Here is a 16,030-nt window from a genome sequence, read left to right as displayed (position 1 = left end):
CAATTTATTTCATCGCTTTATCGTATAGCCATACCCGTAACAGCGACAATAACTGGTCGACATCTACTGGCTTGGAAATATAATCTGAAGCTCCAGCTTGCAGGCATTTCTCACGGTCGCCCATCATAGCTTTGGCAGTAACGGCAATAATCGGCAGGTTCCGCAACCCCGGCTGCTTACGGATGGCTGCAATAGCGTCGTATCCATCCATTTCCGGCATCATCATATCCATCAGCACAATATCCACCGGATGATTTTTCAGCTGCTCTAATGCCTCTTTGCCATCGATAGCCGACAATACTTTCATCTGGTGCGTTTCCAAAGCCTTGGTTAAAGAAAAGATGTTGCGGACGTCGTCATCCGCTATTAACACGGTTTTGTCTTTCAGTACTTCATTCAGCGTGCCCATCTTTCCATTTCCACCGACCGGTACCGGCGCGTTTTCAGATACCAGGTGCAGGAACAGCGATACTTCATCCAGCATACGCTGGTAAGAATGCGCTGTTTTTACCACAATGGAATCTGCATATTGCCGGATACGCTGTTCCTCAGATTTTGACAGGCTTTTACCTGTAAAAATGATGATGGGCAACTGCTCCAGCCCTTTTATTTCCTTCACCATTTCCAGTGCTGCATAAGCTTTTTCATCAGGGATGCCCATGTCCAGGATCACACAGTCTACATCTTTCTGCTGCAGTAAGGTAACGCCATCCTCCACGTTATTACTGATTTCAGAATTTACCTGGTAACTGCCCAGGAAGTAAGCCAGTGCTTTGGCGTGCTTGGCATTCTCTTCCAGGATCAGCACTTTCTTGGCAGAACGTTGTAAAACAAATTCCATCTTTTCAAAGATCGACTGCATGCTCTCCGGGTCTATCGGCTTGCTGATAAAGTCTACCGCGCCTTTCATCAGGCTTTCCTTTTTGGCTTCCATGGAAGACATGATATGCACCGGGATAGGTCTTGTACGCGGATCATTTTTTAATTCTTCCATTACCTGCCAGCCGTCCTTAACGGGCAACTGAATATCAAGCAAAATGCCGATAGGCTTGTAGATACGCGCCAGCTCCGCGGCCTCATCTCCCCGTACACTTACAATGCCTTTATATCCCCTGACGTGCGTGAAATCCAACAGTGCCTTGGCAAAATGCGTATCGTCTTCCACGATCAGGATTACTGCATCATTTTTCTCTATCAGCCCGCGGTCATCAAAAACGCCTTCCGGTATCACCGGCGACAGGAAATGCGATCTGCCAATCGTTGGTACTTCCTGTTCTTTCGCCGCAGCCGGAGCCTCATAAGAATCGCCGGATTCCGCGGCCTTCGGCTTTACAGGAATCGTCATTACAAATTCGCTCCCCTCATTGCTCTTACTGGTTACGCTTAGCTGGCCTCCTAATAATTTCGCCAACTCTCGGCTGATAGAGAGCCCCAGGCCGGTCCCGCCGTACTTCCGCCGGGTAGACCCATCTGCCTGCTGGAATGCTTCAAAAATAACCTGCTGCTTGTCTTCCGGGATACCAATCCCGGTATCTTTCACCGCAAAACGAATAGTATCCGGCATTTCACCGGAGCTTACGGCCAATGTCACCGTACCCTTGGCCGTAAATTTCAGGGCATTGGATAACAGGTTCTTTATCACCTGCTCCAGTCTTACCTGGTCTGTTTCTATATAAGCCGGCGCATGTGCCGCTGTTTCCACTACCAGCAGCAATCCTTTTTCTTTGGCAATAGGTTCAAACAATGCCTGCATATTGGAACAAACGCTGGCAACAGCTACTTCTCCCAATTCCAGCTCCATCTTCCCGGATTCTATCTTCGATAAATCCAGTATTTCATCGATCAATGTCAGCAATCCTTTACCAGAGCTGTTAATGACCTGTGCATACTCCACCTGGTCGCCGTTGAGGTTATGATCATGATTTTCCGACAGGAGCCTTGACAACAGTAAGATGGAGTTCAGCGGTGTACGGAGCTCATGCGACATATTAGCCAGGAACTCTGATTTGTAGCGGGTACTGAGCGCCAGCTCTTCTGCTTTTTTATGTATATCGAGGTTGCGTTCGACGATGATCTGGTTCTTCTCTTCCAGCAGGCGGCTTCTTTCTTCCAGCTCTGCGTTGGATTGCATCAGTTCTTCCTGCTGCACTTTTAATTCTTCTTCAGATACTTGCAGCTTTTGCGTTTGTGCTTCCAGCTCCACATTCATACTCTCCAGTTCCCCATGCTGGGTTTGCAGTTCTTCGGCCTGCGCCTGGGTTTCTTCCAGCAGCTCCTGCAGGCGGGTACGACTACGGGTACTCTGTATGGCAACAGCGATATTGGTAGCCGCTTGTTTCACAAAATCGATCACGCTGCTGTTAAAAGGATACAGGGAGCCTATTTCCATTACACCTTCTGTAATGCCTGCATGCATCAATGGAATGATGAGTACATGTCCGGGAGTGGCGGCGCCGGTACCGGTGGTAATATACAGGAAGCTGTCTGGAGCTTCCTGCAGGTACAGTGGTTCTTTTCGCAATACCTGTTGTCCGAGCAACGTTTTACCTACTTTAATAGTGGCGGGTGCGGGGTGTTCCGGTGATAACGCATACCCTGCAGAAAAATGCAGTTCCCCTGCCTGACGGATATACAATACGCCTGTTTGTGCACCGGTATATTGTATTATATCTGTGAGTGCGTCGTTGCTGAGTGCGGACAAGTCTTTTTCTCCCAGGAGGGTTTCACTGATTTGATTAAGCCCTGATTGTATCCAGATGGTTTGTTCCCCTTTACTCCGAAACACTTTGAGGTCGGCTGCCATTTGAACGATGGCATGTCCCAGTAAATCGTCTTTACTGCGGGGTTGTACGTCAATGTTAAAATTTCCTTTTCCAATCTGATCGGCGGCATCGGCCAGCACCTGGCTGGTTTGATCAATTGTTTGAAAAGACCGGGCCAGGCTGCCCACTGCGTCTTTGGTAGCTATTTCCGGCGCCGAGCCGGGAATACCGCGGGCAATATTTACCGCCGCTATGCGCAGTAAATCGAGGCTATCGGTAATACCTTTGATGGTGAAGCTTACAAACGCGATTACCAGCACTACAATGAGCACTAGTGCCACGAGGTAGCGGGTTTTCAGGTCATTTTCTTTTTTCGAAATGGCCTTCGCATCCTTGCTCACTTTATCCATGATATTGTGCTGCAGCTGCTTCAGCTGGTCAACGGCCTGTGAAGAATTATCCCACCAGGAATCAGCATTAAAAAGCGTATCGATGCTGCGGGTAGTGACCGCATTCCTGATAAAATCGTTAGTGATAGTTGACTCGTTTGATTGTTCCATTTGCAGGAAACTCTTAGCCGTAGCAGGCGAAGCTCGTTCCAGCAACTCCGTACGCAGGGCATTGTACATGTCGTTGTTGTTTTCGATGCGGGCAAAGTCGTCCGGCCATACTTCTTTCTTCCGCATAAAATAGTAGATATCCATGCGCAACATGCCCTGGTAGGCAGCCATGCCGGCCAGGAGTGATTGCGCATTCATATCGCGCTGTAACCCTTTCAGTACCGGGATATCGGGAGTATTGATATTGGCAAGATCGTCCAACCGGAAAATGAGATTGGAATAATAATCAAGAACTTCCCGCTGGGGCATATTTTTATGGTCAATTTCCTGGCGTTTACGAGCTAAAGTGTTCAGTAAGGAGTACTGAAAAAAATGGCTGTCGCTGGCCAGCAACCTGCTTTTTACGGCTTCAATGGCCAGGTCGGTTTTGGCCCGTTGTGTCAGTAAATCATTCAGGCTGCCTGTTTGTAATACATAGTTTACGCTGCTTCTCCGCTCCAGGTGTATTTCGTCGGCTACTTTCATGATCACTGCAGCCGTGTTTACCTTTTGTACCAGGTTGTCGATCGTGTCAATATCTGCGCTTTGCTTGTTGAATACCTCTGTTCCGAAATAGATGAGGCATATCAGTGGTATAACAGCTATTAACATCAGCTTCCTCGGTAGCGGAAGTTGCATAAAAAATTTCTTCATCTGCCTGAGCTTGTTTAATGAACGGGTCTTAATTTAAATATGGCCGCCCTTGCCGGGTTTCTACACAATTCATTCCAAATAACGGTGTTATCTGCAGGAAATGATAATAAAATAACAACAAAATCCCATAGATTTGTCCCTATTCGAAAAATGATATGCCCGACCGTAGTAAATATACCTCAGTACTTTTAATAGATGATGATATAGATGACAGGATGATATTTGGTGAAGTATTAAAAGAGCTGGCACCGGATATCAATTACCACGAAGCTATCAATGGTGAAGATGCACTGATGAAGCTAAGCCATGATTTCACCCCCGACCTGATATTCCTGGACCTGAACATGCCCAGAATAAATGGTAAGCAGTTTTTAGCGGAGATCCGGCAACTCGATCATTTGAAGCATATACCAGTGATCATCTATACCACCTCTTCTCATGATTCCGATAAAAAAGAAACCCGGCAGCTGGGGGCTTCCTATTTTCTTACCAAGCCCAATAGCCTGCACGAACTTACCCATACGCTTTCCAGGATATTGCAGCAGCAGCTGTTCTAAAACAAAGAGCCTCACAAGGAATTGTGAGGCAGCTTTTCTACCATTGTTACTATTTTTTAAACCCTCATATATGCATAAGCATATGCTTTGTAGGGTAAAGGTGAGCAATTAAGCGCCCGTAAGTGTTAACCGGTTCTTAATAACTCCTGCATTAAAATTGTTTGACTACTTCTTCCAACCATCCGGGCGCAAAGAAATTCAACTTCATGGAAGGCTGAATGCCTTTGTTATCAATCCCTTGGCCTGCTGCCACTCTCCTCGACCGGGTGACCGGGTAGCGAATAATACATGCCGGTGCAGTAAATTTCACCTCATTTACATTGGAATAATCCAGCGCTCCTGCAGTAGGTGTGCCGTATACCTTTACTTTTCCGCTCTGTACTGCTTCCAGCAGGAATTGCTCTGCGGCATTACTGCATTTATTATTTACAACTACCGCCACCTTAGCGGGTGCGGGTAAAGGCGCCGGTAAAATCATGTTCTCATCCGGCCCCATGCTGACCAGCCTCCCCTGGAGACCATCACCCTGGTGAATTGCTTTCCGGGTTTGCTCAAGGTATTCATCCGGCATCTGACCACTTTGCTGATCCAGGATGCGGCTCCAGGCGGCAATATTGTCTGTTGTTGCCAGGAAATCGGCTCCCACAATACGTACCGGCTGTGTATACAACAAGGGGCGTAATCGTTCGGTGAGCTTATCCGTTCCTGCCCCGTTATCCCGTATATCGATGATCAGGCGGGGATTTTTACGGAGGTATTCATCATTGGCGTTCAGTACGGAGTCAGTTATGGGAAAATCAGCAGCTGTAAACCCACCGATGCGCAGGTAACCGGTGCTGTCGTCGACCTGGCGAAAGAAGGTAGTGGCAGCCGGCATATCGGTGAATGCCGGCATTTCCCGGGATGGCTGACGATGACCAGCGCCTTCCTTTTGCCAGCCCAGCCCTTCCAGGCCGTTTCTTTGCTTATTGATGGTTACCGTGTCTAACGTCACCCGCTGATGGTTGTAGTTAACCAGGTCGTATTTATCGGGCGCGATGGCGGCCAGTTCAAATACGACGTCGCCCGGGCTCCATTCCGGAAGGGGCGATTGCAATACTACTGCAGCATATTGCCGCAATCCGTGTGGGCTTTTCACCAGCGCCATTTTACCCATACTATCAGACTCGTAAATGCCCATCACCGGGCCGGCTGCCGGCTTTTCAAGTAACGCCAGCTGAGCGGGCGACAAGGTAATCTTTTCGATAACCGGCGTGTATTCCGGTTCCAGCGCCAGGTGCTGATCCCTGAAAAACCGCAGATACCTGTTGATCAGCAACATACAATGGCTGGCGCCCCGGATCGTTGCTGCCTGCAATTGCAGCCTGGTCACCAACGTCGAATACGTTTGCTGGGTAACCGGTGTTACCTTGTCAATAAATCCTACATAGTTTTTCCTGAGATAGATGTGTACGCTGTCAAATTTCTTTTTACAATCACATTCCTGTGCGTATAAACGGGCATTACATAATAGTAATACCAATACAGCTATTGCTTTCATAGCAAAGGGTTTGAATGTTTTTGGCTGATAATAAATGGTCTTTAAATATATATATTCGGACGGAACTATCAGAATTTATTTATCATCCTGCGTCAATATTAATAAATTACACGTCCTAATTAACCGCGTATGCAATTAGACGAACTGGAAAGGCTGTACAACGAACAGGCATATACCGAAGCGATAACAAAACTGGAAATATATTTACAGGATTACCCCAAGGAAGCCAGGGGATGGCACTTGCTGGGATTGTCCCAGCTGGAAAACGCCAGGGCCACCGACAACGCTGACCTGGTATTCGCTATGTATGAAGCGGCTTACGATGCGTTCACCCAGGTATTGACCATCGACACCACCCACGCGCAGGCAAGGCTGCACCGCGCCTACCTCGGCGCCAATATCATGACCGAAAAAGGCGATGAAGCGATTAGCGACTGTGATGTGCTCATCGCTGGCGGCGATGAAGACATTACCACCAAAGCCCTGCTTTACCGTTTCCAGATATGGGTACTCAAAGAAGAAACGGAAAAAGCGCTGGCAGACATGCAACGCAGTCTCCAGATATATGAATCGCTCTATGCCGACGACCTCCCCCAGCTCAGTGTAGCCCGCTTCCAGTGCTATACCCGCATCGGAGATGTTTACTACCATACCGAAAACCGGCCCGCTGCACTGGAATATTATAAGCAGGCCTTCGATTGCACCGTGTATAACAACCGGCTGATGTCGACCGTCTGGTTTGCCCTTGAAATGGCTGACTATGATTTTGCCGCAAATATGCTGCAGATCCTGATTTCTACCGGCGAAAATTCCCGGGAAGAAATGCTGCGCCTCCTCAAACATATACAGCAATTACTCACGGAAGGCGTCAGACACGCCATGCTGGCCCGTGAATATTGTAAAGGAACTACAGAGTTCTGGCATGAGTTCTATGGAGAAGATGATGATGAAGGCACGCTGGAGCAGATATTAGCAGGTAAAAACTTCGTGTCACAATATCCCGATGAAGCTTACTTTTATCACTATACCGCTACAGCGTTTTTCAACATCGGCAGCTACCAGGAAGCCTTTCCCTGGTACGAAAAATCGATGGCCATCAAACCCTATCCGTTCAGTATTGTAAGATGGTATTATACGACATACAAGGTGACCGGGCATTTCCCGGCAACATGGCCGGATATTGATCACCCCATACCGTACGACTGGTATGCCGCAGGCGTTATCTTCACAGAGATTATACAGCTGGAAAACGATCCGCTGTTGAAGCAGGCTGCTACGCCGCTTAAACGCTTTTTATACAAGAAAGCTTTTGATCTTTATCACGCCTACTGGTATGAAAATAAAGGCAATTCCTACGCCGGGCATCCACATCATTTCGCCATGTGCTGTAACAACTACGGCATCGCCTTATATGAAGCCGGTATTTTTGTGGAAGCTGCACACGTACACACCATTGGCTATAATATGTCGCCTTTCTGGGAGCAGCTGGAATCCAGGGCTGACGCATATCACAACATGGGCAAATTGGCCGAAGCCATTGCTGACAGGAGAAATATATTAGAGAATCATACCGATGTATTACCCCTGATGTACTATGTATCCATTCATGAACGCATGATAGACGACCTCTGCACCCTGGAGCGGCATGCAGAAGCACTGGACCTGTATGAAAAAATATTGAGCGAATACAATGAATGGATTGTCCGCGATATGGAAGAACTGGAAGTATACGACCGCGACACCATCACGTACAATATCGACCGCATTAAAACCGGCAGGGCATTTATCAGAAGCAACAGCGACAATGATTTGTCGGAACGTATACTGGCATTGGAAAGCCATTTAACCGACAAGCCGGATGACAGCGATGCTTACTTCAACCTGATGTATCTTTATTTTGATAATGGGCAGTATGAACATTGCATCGGTGCTATCAACAATCGTATCTCCATTGGCGGCATACCGCAATTGCCGGTCATCTCCCAAATGAAAATTTATTATTTCCGGGGGAAGGCAGCGCTGAAACTGAAACGATATAAAGCAGCCATTGCCGACATGCAGCAAACGCTGGAAATAATGGCCAGTGGCGACGCTGCGGACAATTCACCTAACTACAGGTTCGGGGTATACGCTTTTATGGCTGAAGCTTACCTGGGAGAGCAGGAGTATGACCAATGCCTGTCCTATGGTATACAGTGTGTAAATATATATGCGGGCAACAACTGGGCCTGGGACGCAGAAGCTTCTGCCATACGGTATACTATGGCACTGGCTTTTGAAGGGAAGGAAGATCTTTCATCCTGTAAAAAACTAATCGACCTGATTGTGGCGAATGATCCGGGATATCAGCCGGCAGTAGAAAAAAAGAAGCAACTCAAAGGCGGAGGATTATTTTCTTTCTTCAGGAAAAAGAAATAGTTATGTAAAGGTACTAAAAAGCAAAGCAGCAAAGGGATTACACCAATATCTCCTTTGCTGCTTTGCTTTTTAGCGCCTTTGCGTGATTACATCTCCATGGGCTTATTGTAGCTCACCATCCAATGCATACCGTACTTGTCGATTAACTGACCATAGCGGTGTGCCCAGAATGTTTCCTGAATGGGCATTGTCACTTTTCCTCCTTCAGATAGTTTAGCAAATACAGCTTCTGCGTCTTCTGTATTAGTAACAGTGAGTGCCTGCGAAACGGAATCACCATTTACCGGTGGCGGTCCCTGCATACCATCGGAGGCCATCAGTGCGAAGCCCGGTGTTTGAAGGAAGGCATGCATTACCAGGTTTTCTGTACCGGGAGGCACCTGATCTTTCATGGGAGAATCGGCCATCGTCATAACTTTCAGATCACCACCCAACACTTTTTGATAAAAGGTCATCGCTTCCCGGCAGTTGCCATTGAAAATGAAGTAGGTTGTTAGTGTGTTTGACATGACATTTTGTTTTGGGTAAAAGATGGAATTCAGGTAGATAATAAAGTTAACCAAAACTAACTTATCAACACCTTATTTCTTACCAACAGGCAGGCCCCGATGATGCCCGCCCGTTCACCCAACTTGGACATTTTAAGTTTGGAATCGTTACTCACCAGGCTCAGTGAATATTTTTTCATCGCGCTTTTTATGGGGAGCCTGATATGATCCTGGGTAGCTGCCAGTGCCCCGCCCAGGATCACCAGTTCGGGGTTAAAAATATTCATCAGCAGTGCCACGCCGCGCCCCAGTTTCTCCCCCACTTTAGCAATAAGTTCTATGGCCAGCATATCGTCGTTGTTAGCCGCTTCAATAATATCGGGCAGGTGAATGTCTTCGGGCGACCGGTGGGTACGAGACAACATCGAAGAGGAACCCGCTGCCAGTTTCTGGCGAAACATATTAACCAGGGCCCAGCCGGAAGCTTCCGTTTCCAGACATCCTTTTTTACCGCAATGGCAAATGATTTCATTATCGTACATGGGGATATGGCCCACTTCTCCGCTATAGCCGGATTTACCGTAATAGAGTTCCCCGTTGATCAGTACCCCCATCCCGATTCCGTAATCCAGGTTCAGGAACAACACATTGCGCTCGCCATGTACCAGGTCGGAGCAAAACTCCCCATAAGCCATGGCACGGGAGTCGTTTTCCAGGAACACCCGGATTCCTACCTTGTTGCCGATTACTTTGCTGAGTGGCTCCTCATCGAAGTAAAAGAGGCTATAGTTGTAGCCGGTGGCATAGTTGATGCGGCCGGAGATATTGATGCCGATTCCCAGGATTTTCTCCCTGGACACGGTTAATCCATCAATAAAATTATTAATAAGTTGACAAAGCTCTTCCAGTGAGGCTTTAGTGTTATCGAGCGTATAAGGAAGGGCTTCCTCCGTTGTGACCAGGTTTTTATGAAAATCTGACAGGCCCAGGTTGAGGTGGTCGTGTTTTACATCCACGCCGATAAAGAAAGCCGAATCGGCCACCAGGCCGTACAGGTTGGGCTTCCGTCCGCCAGTGGATTCAATCTTCCCGTAATCCATTACCAGCCCGTCGTTGATAAGATCGTTGACCAGGTTGGTTACCTTGGGTGTGCTCAGGTTCAGTTCCTTACACAAATCGGCAATGGTAGCATGGCCATTATTGGCAAAATAGGCCAGGGCGGCCTTTTTCAGGTTGATGTTCTTGTAAGCTACCCCTGTAGCATTTGCATTGTTTAATTCTTCAAAGAAGGTTTTGGCCATAGCGTCAGATAGACTTTTACAATAATTATCTCCAATTTAAGGCGCTAAATCTGATTTTTTTTAAAATAGGCCGAGAAAGGCGGTTAAAGTTCTCTTATAAATGATTTTGTTAATTCGCAAAAATTGATACCTTTGCAATCCTTTTTAAGCTAAAAAAGGTAGCTCTTGTCATGTGTGATCACCAGCCTTGGGGGGTGAATGAGTACAAAAATGAGTGAGTTCTTTTATTTAATGCGGATGTGATGAAATTGGTAGACATGCCAGACTTAGGATCTGGTGCCGCGAGGCATGGGGGTTCGAGTCCCTTCATCCGCACTTATAATTATGTGGCAATGCGTCAATATGGCAATGTGATAATGCTATGCTCTCCTTCCTTTTCATTGTCACTGTTGTCTTATTCAGACACACTTTCACCTGATTTTAATAACAAATAATTTCCTGCCATTCCTACTTGCCTTTGTGACTTCATGGCAGAAAAACAAACAAGGAATCATTATTGCTTCTTAAAGAACACTTTATATAATTCAATTATGGCAACCGTTACCAGAGAAAACATTGGTTTATTGAACGATAAGATCACTGTGAAAGTGAACAAGGAAGATTACCTTCCTAATTTTGACAAGGCAGTAAAACAATTCAGCAAAAACGCCAACATACCTGGCTTCCGTAAAGGAATGGTACCTGCAGGTATGGTTAAGAAGATGCACGGTCAGGCTATCTTTGGTGATGAAATTCTGAAAACTGTAGAAAGAGAATTAATGGGCTATGTGCAGGCAGAGAAACTGGAAATCTTTGGCCAGCCATTATCCCTGGAAAAAGAGCCTAAAGACCTGAACTTCAACGCACCGGCAGACTACTCCTTCGAATTTGAAGTAGGTCTGAAACCTGCTTTCGCTGTTACTCCACTGGAAAACAACAAAACCACCCTTACTAAATATAAAGTAACCGTTACCGATGAAATGGTAAACGATGAAGTACAGCGTTTACAGCTGAAAGGTGGTAAAACTACAGAACCTGAAACAATTACTTCGGAAGATAACGTGATTAACGTTAAATTCGAAGAGTCTGACGAAAAGGGTAATGTCATTGAAGGCGGTATCGTAAAAGAAAACGCTTTACTCGTTAAATATTTCTCCCCTGCTATCCAGGCTGAACTGCAGGGCAAGAAAAATGACGACAGCATCGTATTCCAACTGGCTACTTCCTTCGACGAACAACGCTTAGGCTGGATCCTGAAAGATCTGGGCTTTGAAACAAACGACCAGGAAGCAGCAAAAAAATATTTCAAACTGACTATTACCAAGGTAGGTCTGATTGAAAAAAGAGAATTGAACGAAGAATTCTTCAAAGAAGTTTATCCAGGTGAAGACATCTCCACAGAAGAGGCTTTCCGGACTAAACTGAAAGAAGAAATCGGTAAATACTGGGATTCTGAAAGCCGTAACCACCTTCACAACGACCTGTTTGAAGTATTGGTACACGAAACTCCCATTGACTTACCAAAGGATTTCCTCAAACGCTGGCTGCAGGTAGGTGGTGAAAAACCTAAAACCGCAGAAGAAGCAGAAAAAGAATTCCCTGGTTTCGACCACCAACTGCGTTGGACACTGATCAGCGATAAACTGGTTAAAGAAAATAAACTGGAAGTTTCTTTCGAAGACCTGAAAGAAAATGCCAAACAAAAAGTATTGGGCTACTATGGCGGCGCCGCTGCTGATGGAGCAGAATGGTTAGACAGCTACCTGGATCGCCTGTTACAGGATGAAAAATTCGTAGACCAGACTTACCGTGAAATGATCACTGCCAAGTTGTTTGACTGGGCGGAAGCTAAGGTGAACGTGAAAGAAGAGGAAATCAAAGCAGAAGATTTTGTTAATTTACCTCATAAACATCACCATCATGAACATTAATAACGAATTCAGAAAATATGCCATCCAGCATCGTGGAATCAGCAGCCTGGTAGTAGATAGTTACGCTAAAAGCCACCAGTTAAACAGCCTGACTCCTTATATCCTTGAAGAGCGTCAGTTAAACATGCAACAGATGGACGTTTTCTCCAGGTTGATGGCTGATCGTATTATTTTCCTGGGCGACCCGGTAAACGACTATGTAGCAAACGTAATTACTGCACAGTTGTTATTCCTGGAGTCTGCCGACCGTAACCGTGATATCCAGATGTACATCAACAGCCCTGGTGGTAGTGTGTATGCAGGCCTGGGTATTTATGATACCATGCAGGTAGTTTCTCCTGATATCGCTACTATTTGTACCGGTATGGCGGCCTCTTTCGGCGCTGTATTACTGGTAGCCGGCGCTAAAGGAAAACGTACTGCGCTGAAACATGCCCGCGTAATGATCCACCAGCCTCACGGCGGTGCGGAAGGCCAGACTTCAGATATCGAAATCACTGCGCGTGAGTTCGTAAAGCTGAAGAAAGAGCTGAACGAAATCATTGCCGGCCACTGCGGACAACCCGTAAAAAAAGTGGAAAAAGATTCCGATCGTGACTATTGGATGACTGCGGATGAAGCGAAAGAATACGGCATCATTGATGACGTTCTTCAGAAAAATCCAAAGAAAAATCTGGATACACCACAGTAAAGTTTAAAGTATAAAGCGCAAAGCATAAAGCTATTGTAGCGAAAAAGGATAGCCAGGATGATAGCGATTTTTTGATATATTTCGCTACCGTTTTCGCTATCCTTTTTCGCTACAATAGCTTTATGGACGATACTTTCCGCTTTCGGCTATTTAGTGTAAATTTGTAACCCTGCAATGCCAATGCAGACAATGATAGTTTCGTAGAAAAATAATCTATTCCGAAATGAAAGAATCAAAAATCCGTTGCTCCTTTTGCAGCCGTCCCAAGGAAGAAGTGCAGATACTGATCGCCGGCGCAGAAGGTCATATCTGCGAAAATTGTGTCGCCAACGCACAGGAAATAATTGACCAGGAATTATTCACTCCGGGCAAAAAGACCGCTGCGACCAGCGTAGCGCCCCATTTTACTCCAAAAGTGTCTAAACCCATAGACATGAAAAGATTCCTGGACGAATACGTAATCGGACAGGACGATGCCAAGAAAATACTGGCAGTAGCCGTATATAACCACTATAAAAGACTCAATCAGCAGATAGGTGACGATGAGGTGGAAATTGAAAAATCCAATATCATCATGGTGGGTGAAACCGGTACCGGTAAAACATTGCTGGCAAAATCCATCGCCAAACAACTGAACGTTCCTTTTGCCATCGTAGATGCTACTGTATTCACCGAAGCAGGTTATGTGGGCGAAGACGTGGAAAGTATCCTCAGCCGCCTCCTCCAGGTATGTAACTACGATGTGGAAGCAGCCGAACGCGGTATCGTATACATCGATGAAATCGATAAGATTGCCCGTAAAAGCGATAACCCGTCCATCACCCGCGATGTGAGCGGAGAAGGCGTACAACAGGGCCTCCTCAAACTGCTGGAAGGCACCGAGGTACTGGTACCTCCACAGGGCGGTCGTAAACACCCGGAACAAAAGCTGATAAAATTAAATACACAAAACATTCTCTTCATCTGCGGTGGCGCATTTGACGGCATTGAAAAAATTATCAGCAGAAGAATACAAACACATTCTATCGGCTTCACCGTTAACAAGGAAAGAGAAGAAGAAAACAGGAAACAAATCCTGCGCTATATCAATTCGCAAGACCTGAAATCCTTTGGCCTGATCCCTGAGTTACTGGGACGTTTGCCGGTAGTGACTTACCTGAATTCTCTCGACAGAGACACATTGAAAGCTATCTTAACAGAGCCTAAAAATGCACTGGTAAAACAATACAAGAAGCTTTTCAAAGTTGAAAACATCGATTTACAGGTAGAAGAAGAAGCGGTAGAGTATATCGTAGACAAAGCCATGGAATACAAACTCGGTGCACGCGGATTACGCTCCATCTGCGAGGTGGTGCTGAGCGATGCCATGTACGAACTGCCTTCCGCTAATGAAACTACTTTCCACCTTACCCGGGAATATGCACAGTCTAAGCTGGAGCAGTCTACCCTCGTAAAACTGAAAGTAGCCTGATCTTTTTCAGATATCCGGAAATTGCCAAACTATTGCTAACCATAAAACACGCATTTTATGCAGGAACTCATTCAGCAATTGCAGGAAAAAGCCGGACTTACGCCCGAACAGGCGGTACAGTCCATAGACGTGATAAAAGAATATGTGAAGGGAAAATTACCACCGTTTATCGCAGGTACTGTTGATAACTGGTTTGCAGGAATGTCAGGAAAAGCAGAAGACAAGAAGCCCGGCCTGATGGACCAGGCGAGCGATTTCCTGGAAGATGTGAAAGACAAGGCGGAGGATTGGGCGGAAGAGGCAAAGGAAAAAGTGTCTGACTTCTTCAAAGATAAAAAGTAGGCTGTCCCTGCTTATAAAAAGGGCTTTTCCGGTAGTGGCCTACCAGAAAAGCCCTTTCTCGTTTTTAGATACTTCTCAGATAAAGATAAAGCGCTGTCAGCTCATCATCGGTGTACTGCGCCGTCATATTCCAGGGCATATCACTTACCTTCAACTGTTTACCTTCCGGCGTTTTTCCAGTGCGTAATGCGGCGATAAAATCTTCTTTAGACCATTTTCCCACATTACCGGTAGCGGTAATATTGGCCACCGGGGCGCCACCGGGTACAGGATTATCTCCTCCTGTGAGCGTAGGGCGGTGACAGCCCTGGCAGGAGGCCGATAAATACCTGCCATAATCCACGGTAGCTGCCTTGGCTACCTTTTGCGGTTGCTGACGGGAATGATCTATCAACTCGGCCGGAAACATGGGGATTTTCCCGGCCACGGATAAAATCTTACCTAAAGCACCCACCTGTACACGTTGGGTAGGCACATCCACCGGAGGCTGTGCCTTACAAAACGCAATTATAGCCGCCATATCGTGATCATCCATCAAGGTGAACTCCTGGGAAGGCATCAGTAATAACGGCTTATTTTCGGCATTTAAACCATGCCGCATAGCCTTTAGCCAGGCCCTGTTATCAAAGCTTGCCGGCAGGCCGCCTTTTCCACGGGTAAGGTTAGGCCCCGAGAAACGCCCGATAGGCGGATCGTTCACAAACATCTTTCCTCCCAGGTTGGCGCCATGACATTCGCCACAGCCCTTGATTTCATACAAGTGGCGGCCCGCGGCAATAGTGGCAGAATCATCTGGAACCGGGATATCCCTTACCTGCACTGCATACTGCCGGTTTGCATGCTGATGAAAAAGAAAAGAAAAAATGCCGAATGAAAGCAATAATACCAACAATAGCGCCAGCCCAGCAATGGCGGCCCATTTTAAGATTTTGGAGAACATAACAAAAAGAATTAACAATAAGTGAGGGACAAAAGTAATAGGGATAAATATCATGAGGCTCAGTAGTAGTACTGAATTATGAACAAAATCATAACGTGGATTACAGGTCTACATCTTTTACTAAGCATCTTTATACGGGATAAACCGGCCAGACCCGGTATAGAAAAGCACCCATATTACAGGGTGCTTCTCATTGCGTAAAAGTGTTTCAAATCTTTCTTGATTTTGTGTGTTAAGGTTGATAAACGGTAAAGAGTGATGAATTAACCCAAATTTAACGTTCCTTTTGCAATATTCAATAACACTAAAGGGTTAATATCAAATTATTTTAAAAAAATGATGAACGGCTTATAAATG

11 protein-coding genes and 1 tRNA gene are annotated in these 16,030 nt (G+C 46.2%); 7 read left to right on the top strand and 5 right to left on the bottom strand.

Annotation, left to right across the window (positions count from 1 at the left end; all coding sequences use genetic code 11):
* Positions 1 to 4: 4 nt before the first annotated feature.
* The gene (locus HGH90_RS21855) at positions 5 to 4,015 is read right to left on the bottom strand and encodes a response regulator (protein WP_169191883.1); all 4,011 of its coding nucleotides are present in this window, start codon (positions 4,013 to 4,015) and stop codon (positions 5 to 7) included.
* A 155-nt stretch (positions 4,016 to 4,170) separates the two neighbouring features.
* Here HGH90_RS21855 and HGH90_RS21850 point away from each other — a divergent pair, with 155 nt between their 5' ends.
* Positions 4,171 to 4,572, top strand: coding sequence for a response regulator (locus HGH90_RS21850; protein ID WP_168767070.1), 402 nt, complete (start codon positions 4,171 to 4,173; stop codon positions 4,570 to 4,572).
* A gap of 151 nt (positions 4,573 to 4,723) precedes the next feature.
* On the opposite strand, the gene HGH90_RS21845 is transcribed toward HGH90_RS21850, so the two are convergent.
* Positions 4,724 to 6,112: a S41 family peptidase gene (locus HGH90_RS21845; protein WP_169191882.1), complete on the bottom strand. Its 1,389-nt coding sequence runs from the start codon at positions 6,110 to 6,112 to the stop codon at positions 4,724 to 4,726.
* A 129-nt stretch (positions 6,113 to 6,241) separates the two neighbouring features.
* On the opposite strand from HGH90_RS21845, the gene HGH90_RS21840 reads away from it, so the two are divergent.
* Positions 6,242 to 8,530, top strand: a complete 2,289-nt coding sequence (locus HGH90_RS21840; RefSeq protein WP_169191881.1) for a hypothetical protein — start codon at positions 6,242 to 6,244, stop codon at positions 8,528 to 8,530.
* Positions 8,531 to 8,616: 86 nt separating this feature from the next.
* Here the strand turns inward: HGH90_RS21840 and HGH90_RS21835 are convergent, their stop codons facing one another.
* Both HGH90_RS21835 and HGH90_RS21830 read right to left on the bottom strand, forming a co-directional pair.
* Entirely contained in the window at positions 8,617 to 9,039 is a 423-nt protein-coding gene (locus tag HGH90_RS21835) for a VOC family protein (protein ID WP_169191880.1), read from the bottom strand.
* Positions 9,040 to 9,095: 56 nt separating this feature from the next.
* Entirely contained in the window at positions 9,096 to 10,319 is a 1,224-nt protein-coding gene (locus tag HGH90_RS21830) for an ROK family transcriptional regulator (protein ID WP_168767066.1), read from the bottom strand.
* Positions 10,320 to 10,552: 233 nt separating this feature from the next.
* Between HGH90_RS21830 and HGH90_RS21825 the strand changes: the two genes are divergently transcribed.
* The 5 genes from HGH90_RS21825 (at position 10,553) to HGH90_RS21805 (ending at position 14,733) form a co-directional block, all read left to right on the top strand.
* Positions 10,553 to 10,634, top strand: a tRNA-Leu gene (locus HGH90_RS21825).
* A gap of 215 nt (positions 10,635 to 10,849) precedes the next feature.
* Positions 10,850 to 12,229, top strand: a complete 1,380-nt coding sequence (tig, locus tag HGH90_RS21820) for a trigger factor (RefSeq protein WP_168767065.1) — start codon at positions 10,850 to 10,852, stop codon at positions 12,227 to 12,229.
* Positions 12,219 to 12,920 (top strand): ATP-dependent Clp endopeptidase proteolytic subunit ClpP, encoded by a 702-nt coding sequence (clpP, locus tag HGH90_RS21815; RefSeq protein WP_168767064.1) that lies wholly within the window; start codon positions 12,219 to 12,221, stop codon positions 12,918 to 12,920. Before tig ends, clpP begins: the two co-directional genes overlap by 11 nt.
* Positions 12,921 to 13,143: 223 nt before the next feature.
* Positions 13,144 to 14,391, top strand: a complete 1,248-nt coding sequence (clpX, locus tag HGH90_RS21810) for an ATP-dependent Clp protease ATP-binding subunit ClpX (RefSeq protein WP_168767063.1) — start codon at positions 13,144 to 13,146, stop codon at positions 14,389 to 14,391.
* Positions 14,392 to 14,448: 57 nt separating this feature from the next.
* Positions 14,449 to 14,733, top strand: a complete 285-nt coding sequence (locus HGH90_RS21805) for a hypothetical protein (protein ID WP_168767062.1) — start codon at positions 14,449 to 14,451, stop codon at positions 14,731 to 14,733.
* A 64-nt stretch (positions 14,734 to 14,797) separates the two neighbouring features.
* On the opposite strand, the gene HGH90_RS21800 is transcribed toward HGH90_RS21805, so the two are convergent.
* Positions 14,798 to 15,673: a cytochrome c gene (locus tag HGH90_RS21800; protein ID WP_169191879.1), complete on the bottom strand. Its 876-nt coding sequence runs from the start codon at positions 15,671 to 15,673 to the stop codon at positions 14,798 to 14,800.
* Positions 15,674 to 16,030 lie beyond the last annotated feature (357 nt).

It is taken from the genome of Chitinophaga sp. Ak27, from assembly GCF_012726295.1.
In the GTDB taxonomy this organism is placed as follows: Bacteria; Bacteroidota; Bacteroidia; order Chitinophagales; family Chitinophagaceae; genus Chitinophaga.
This window is presented reverse-complemented; position numbering and strand designations above follow the sequence as displayed.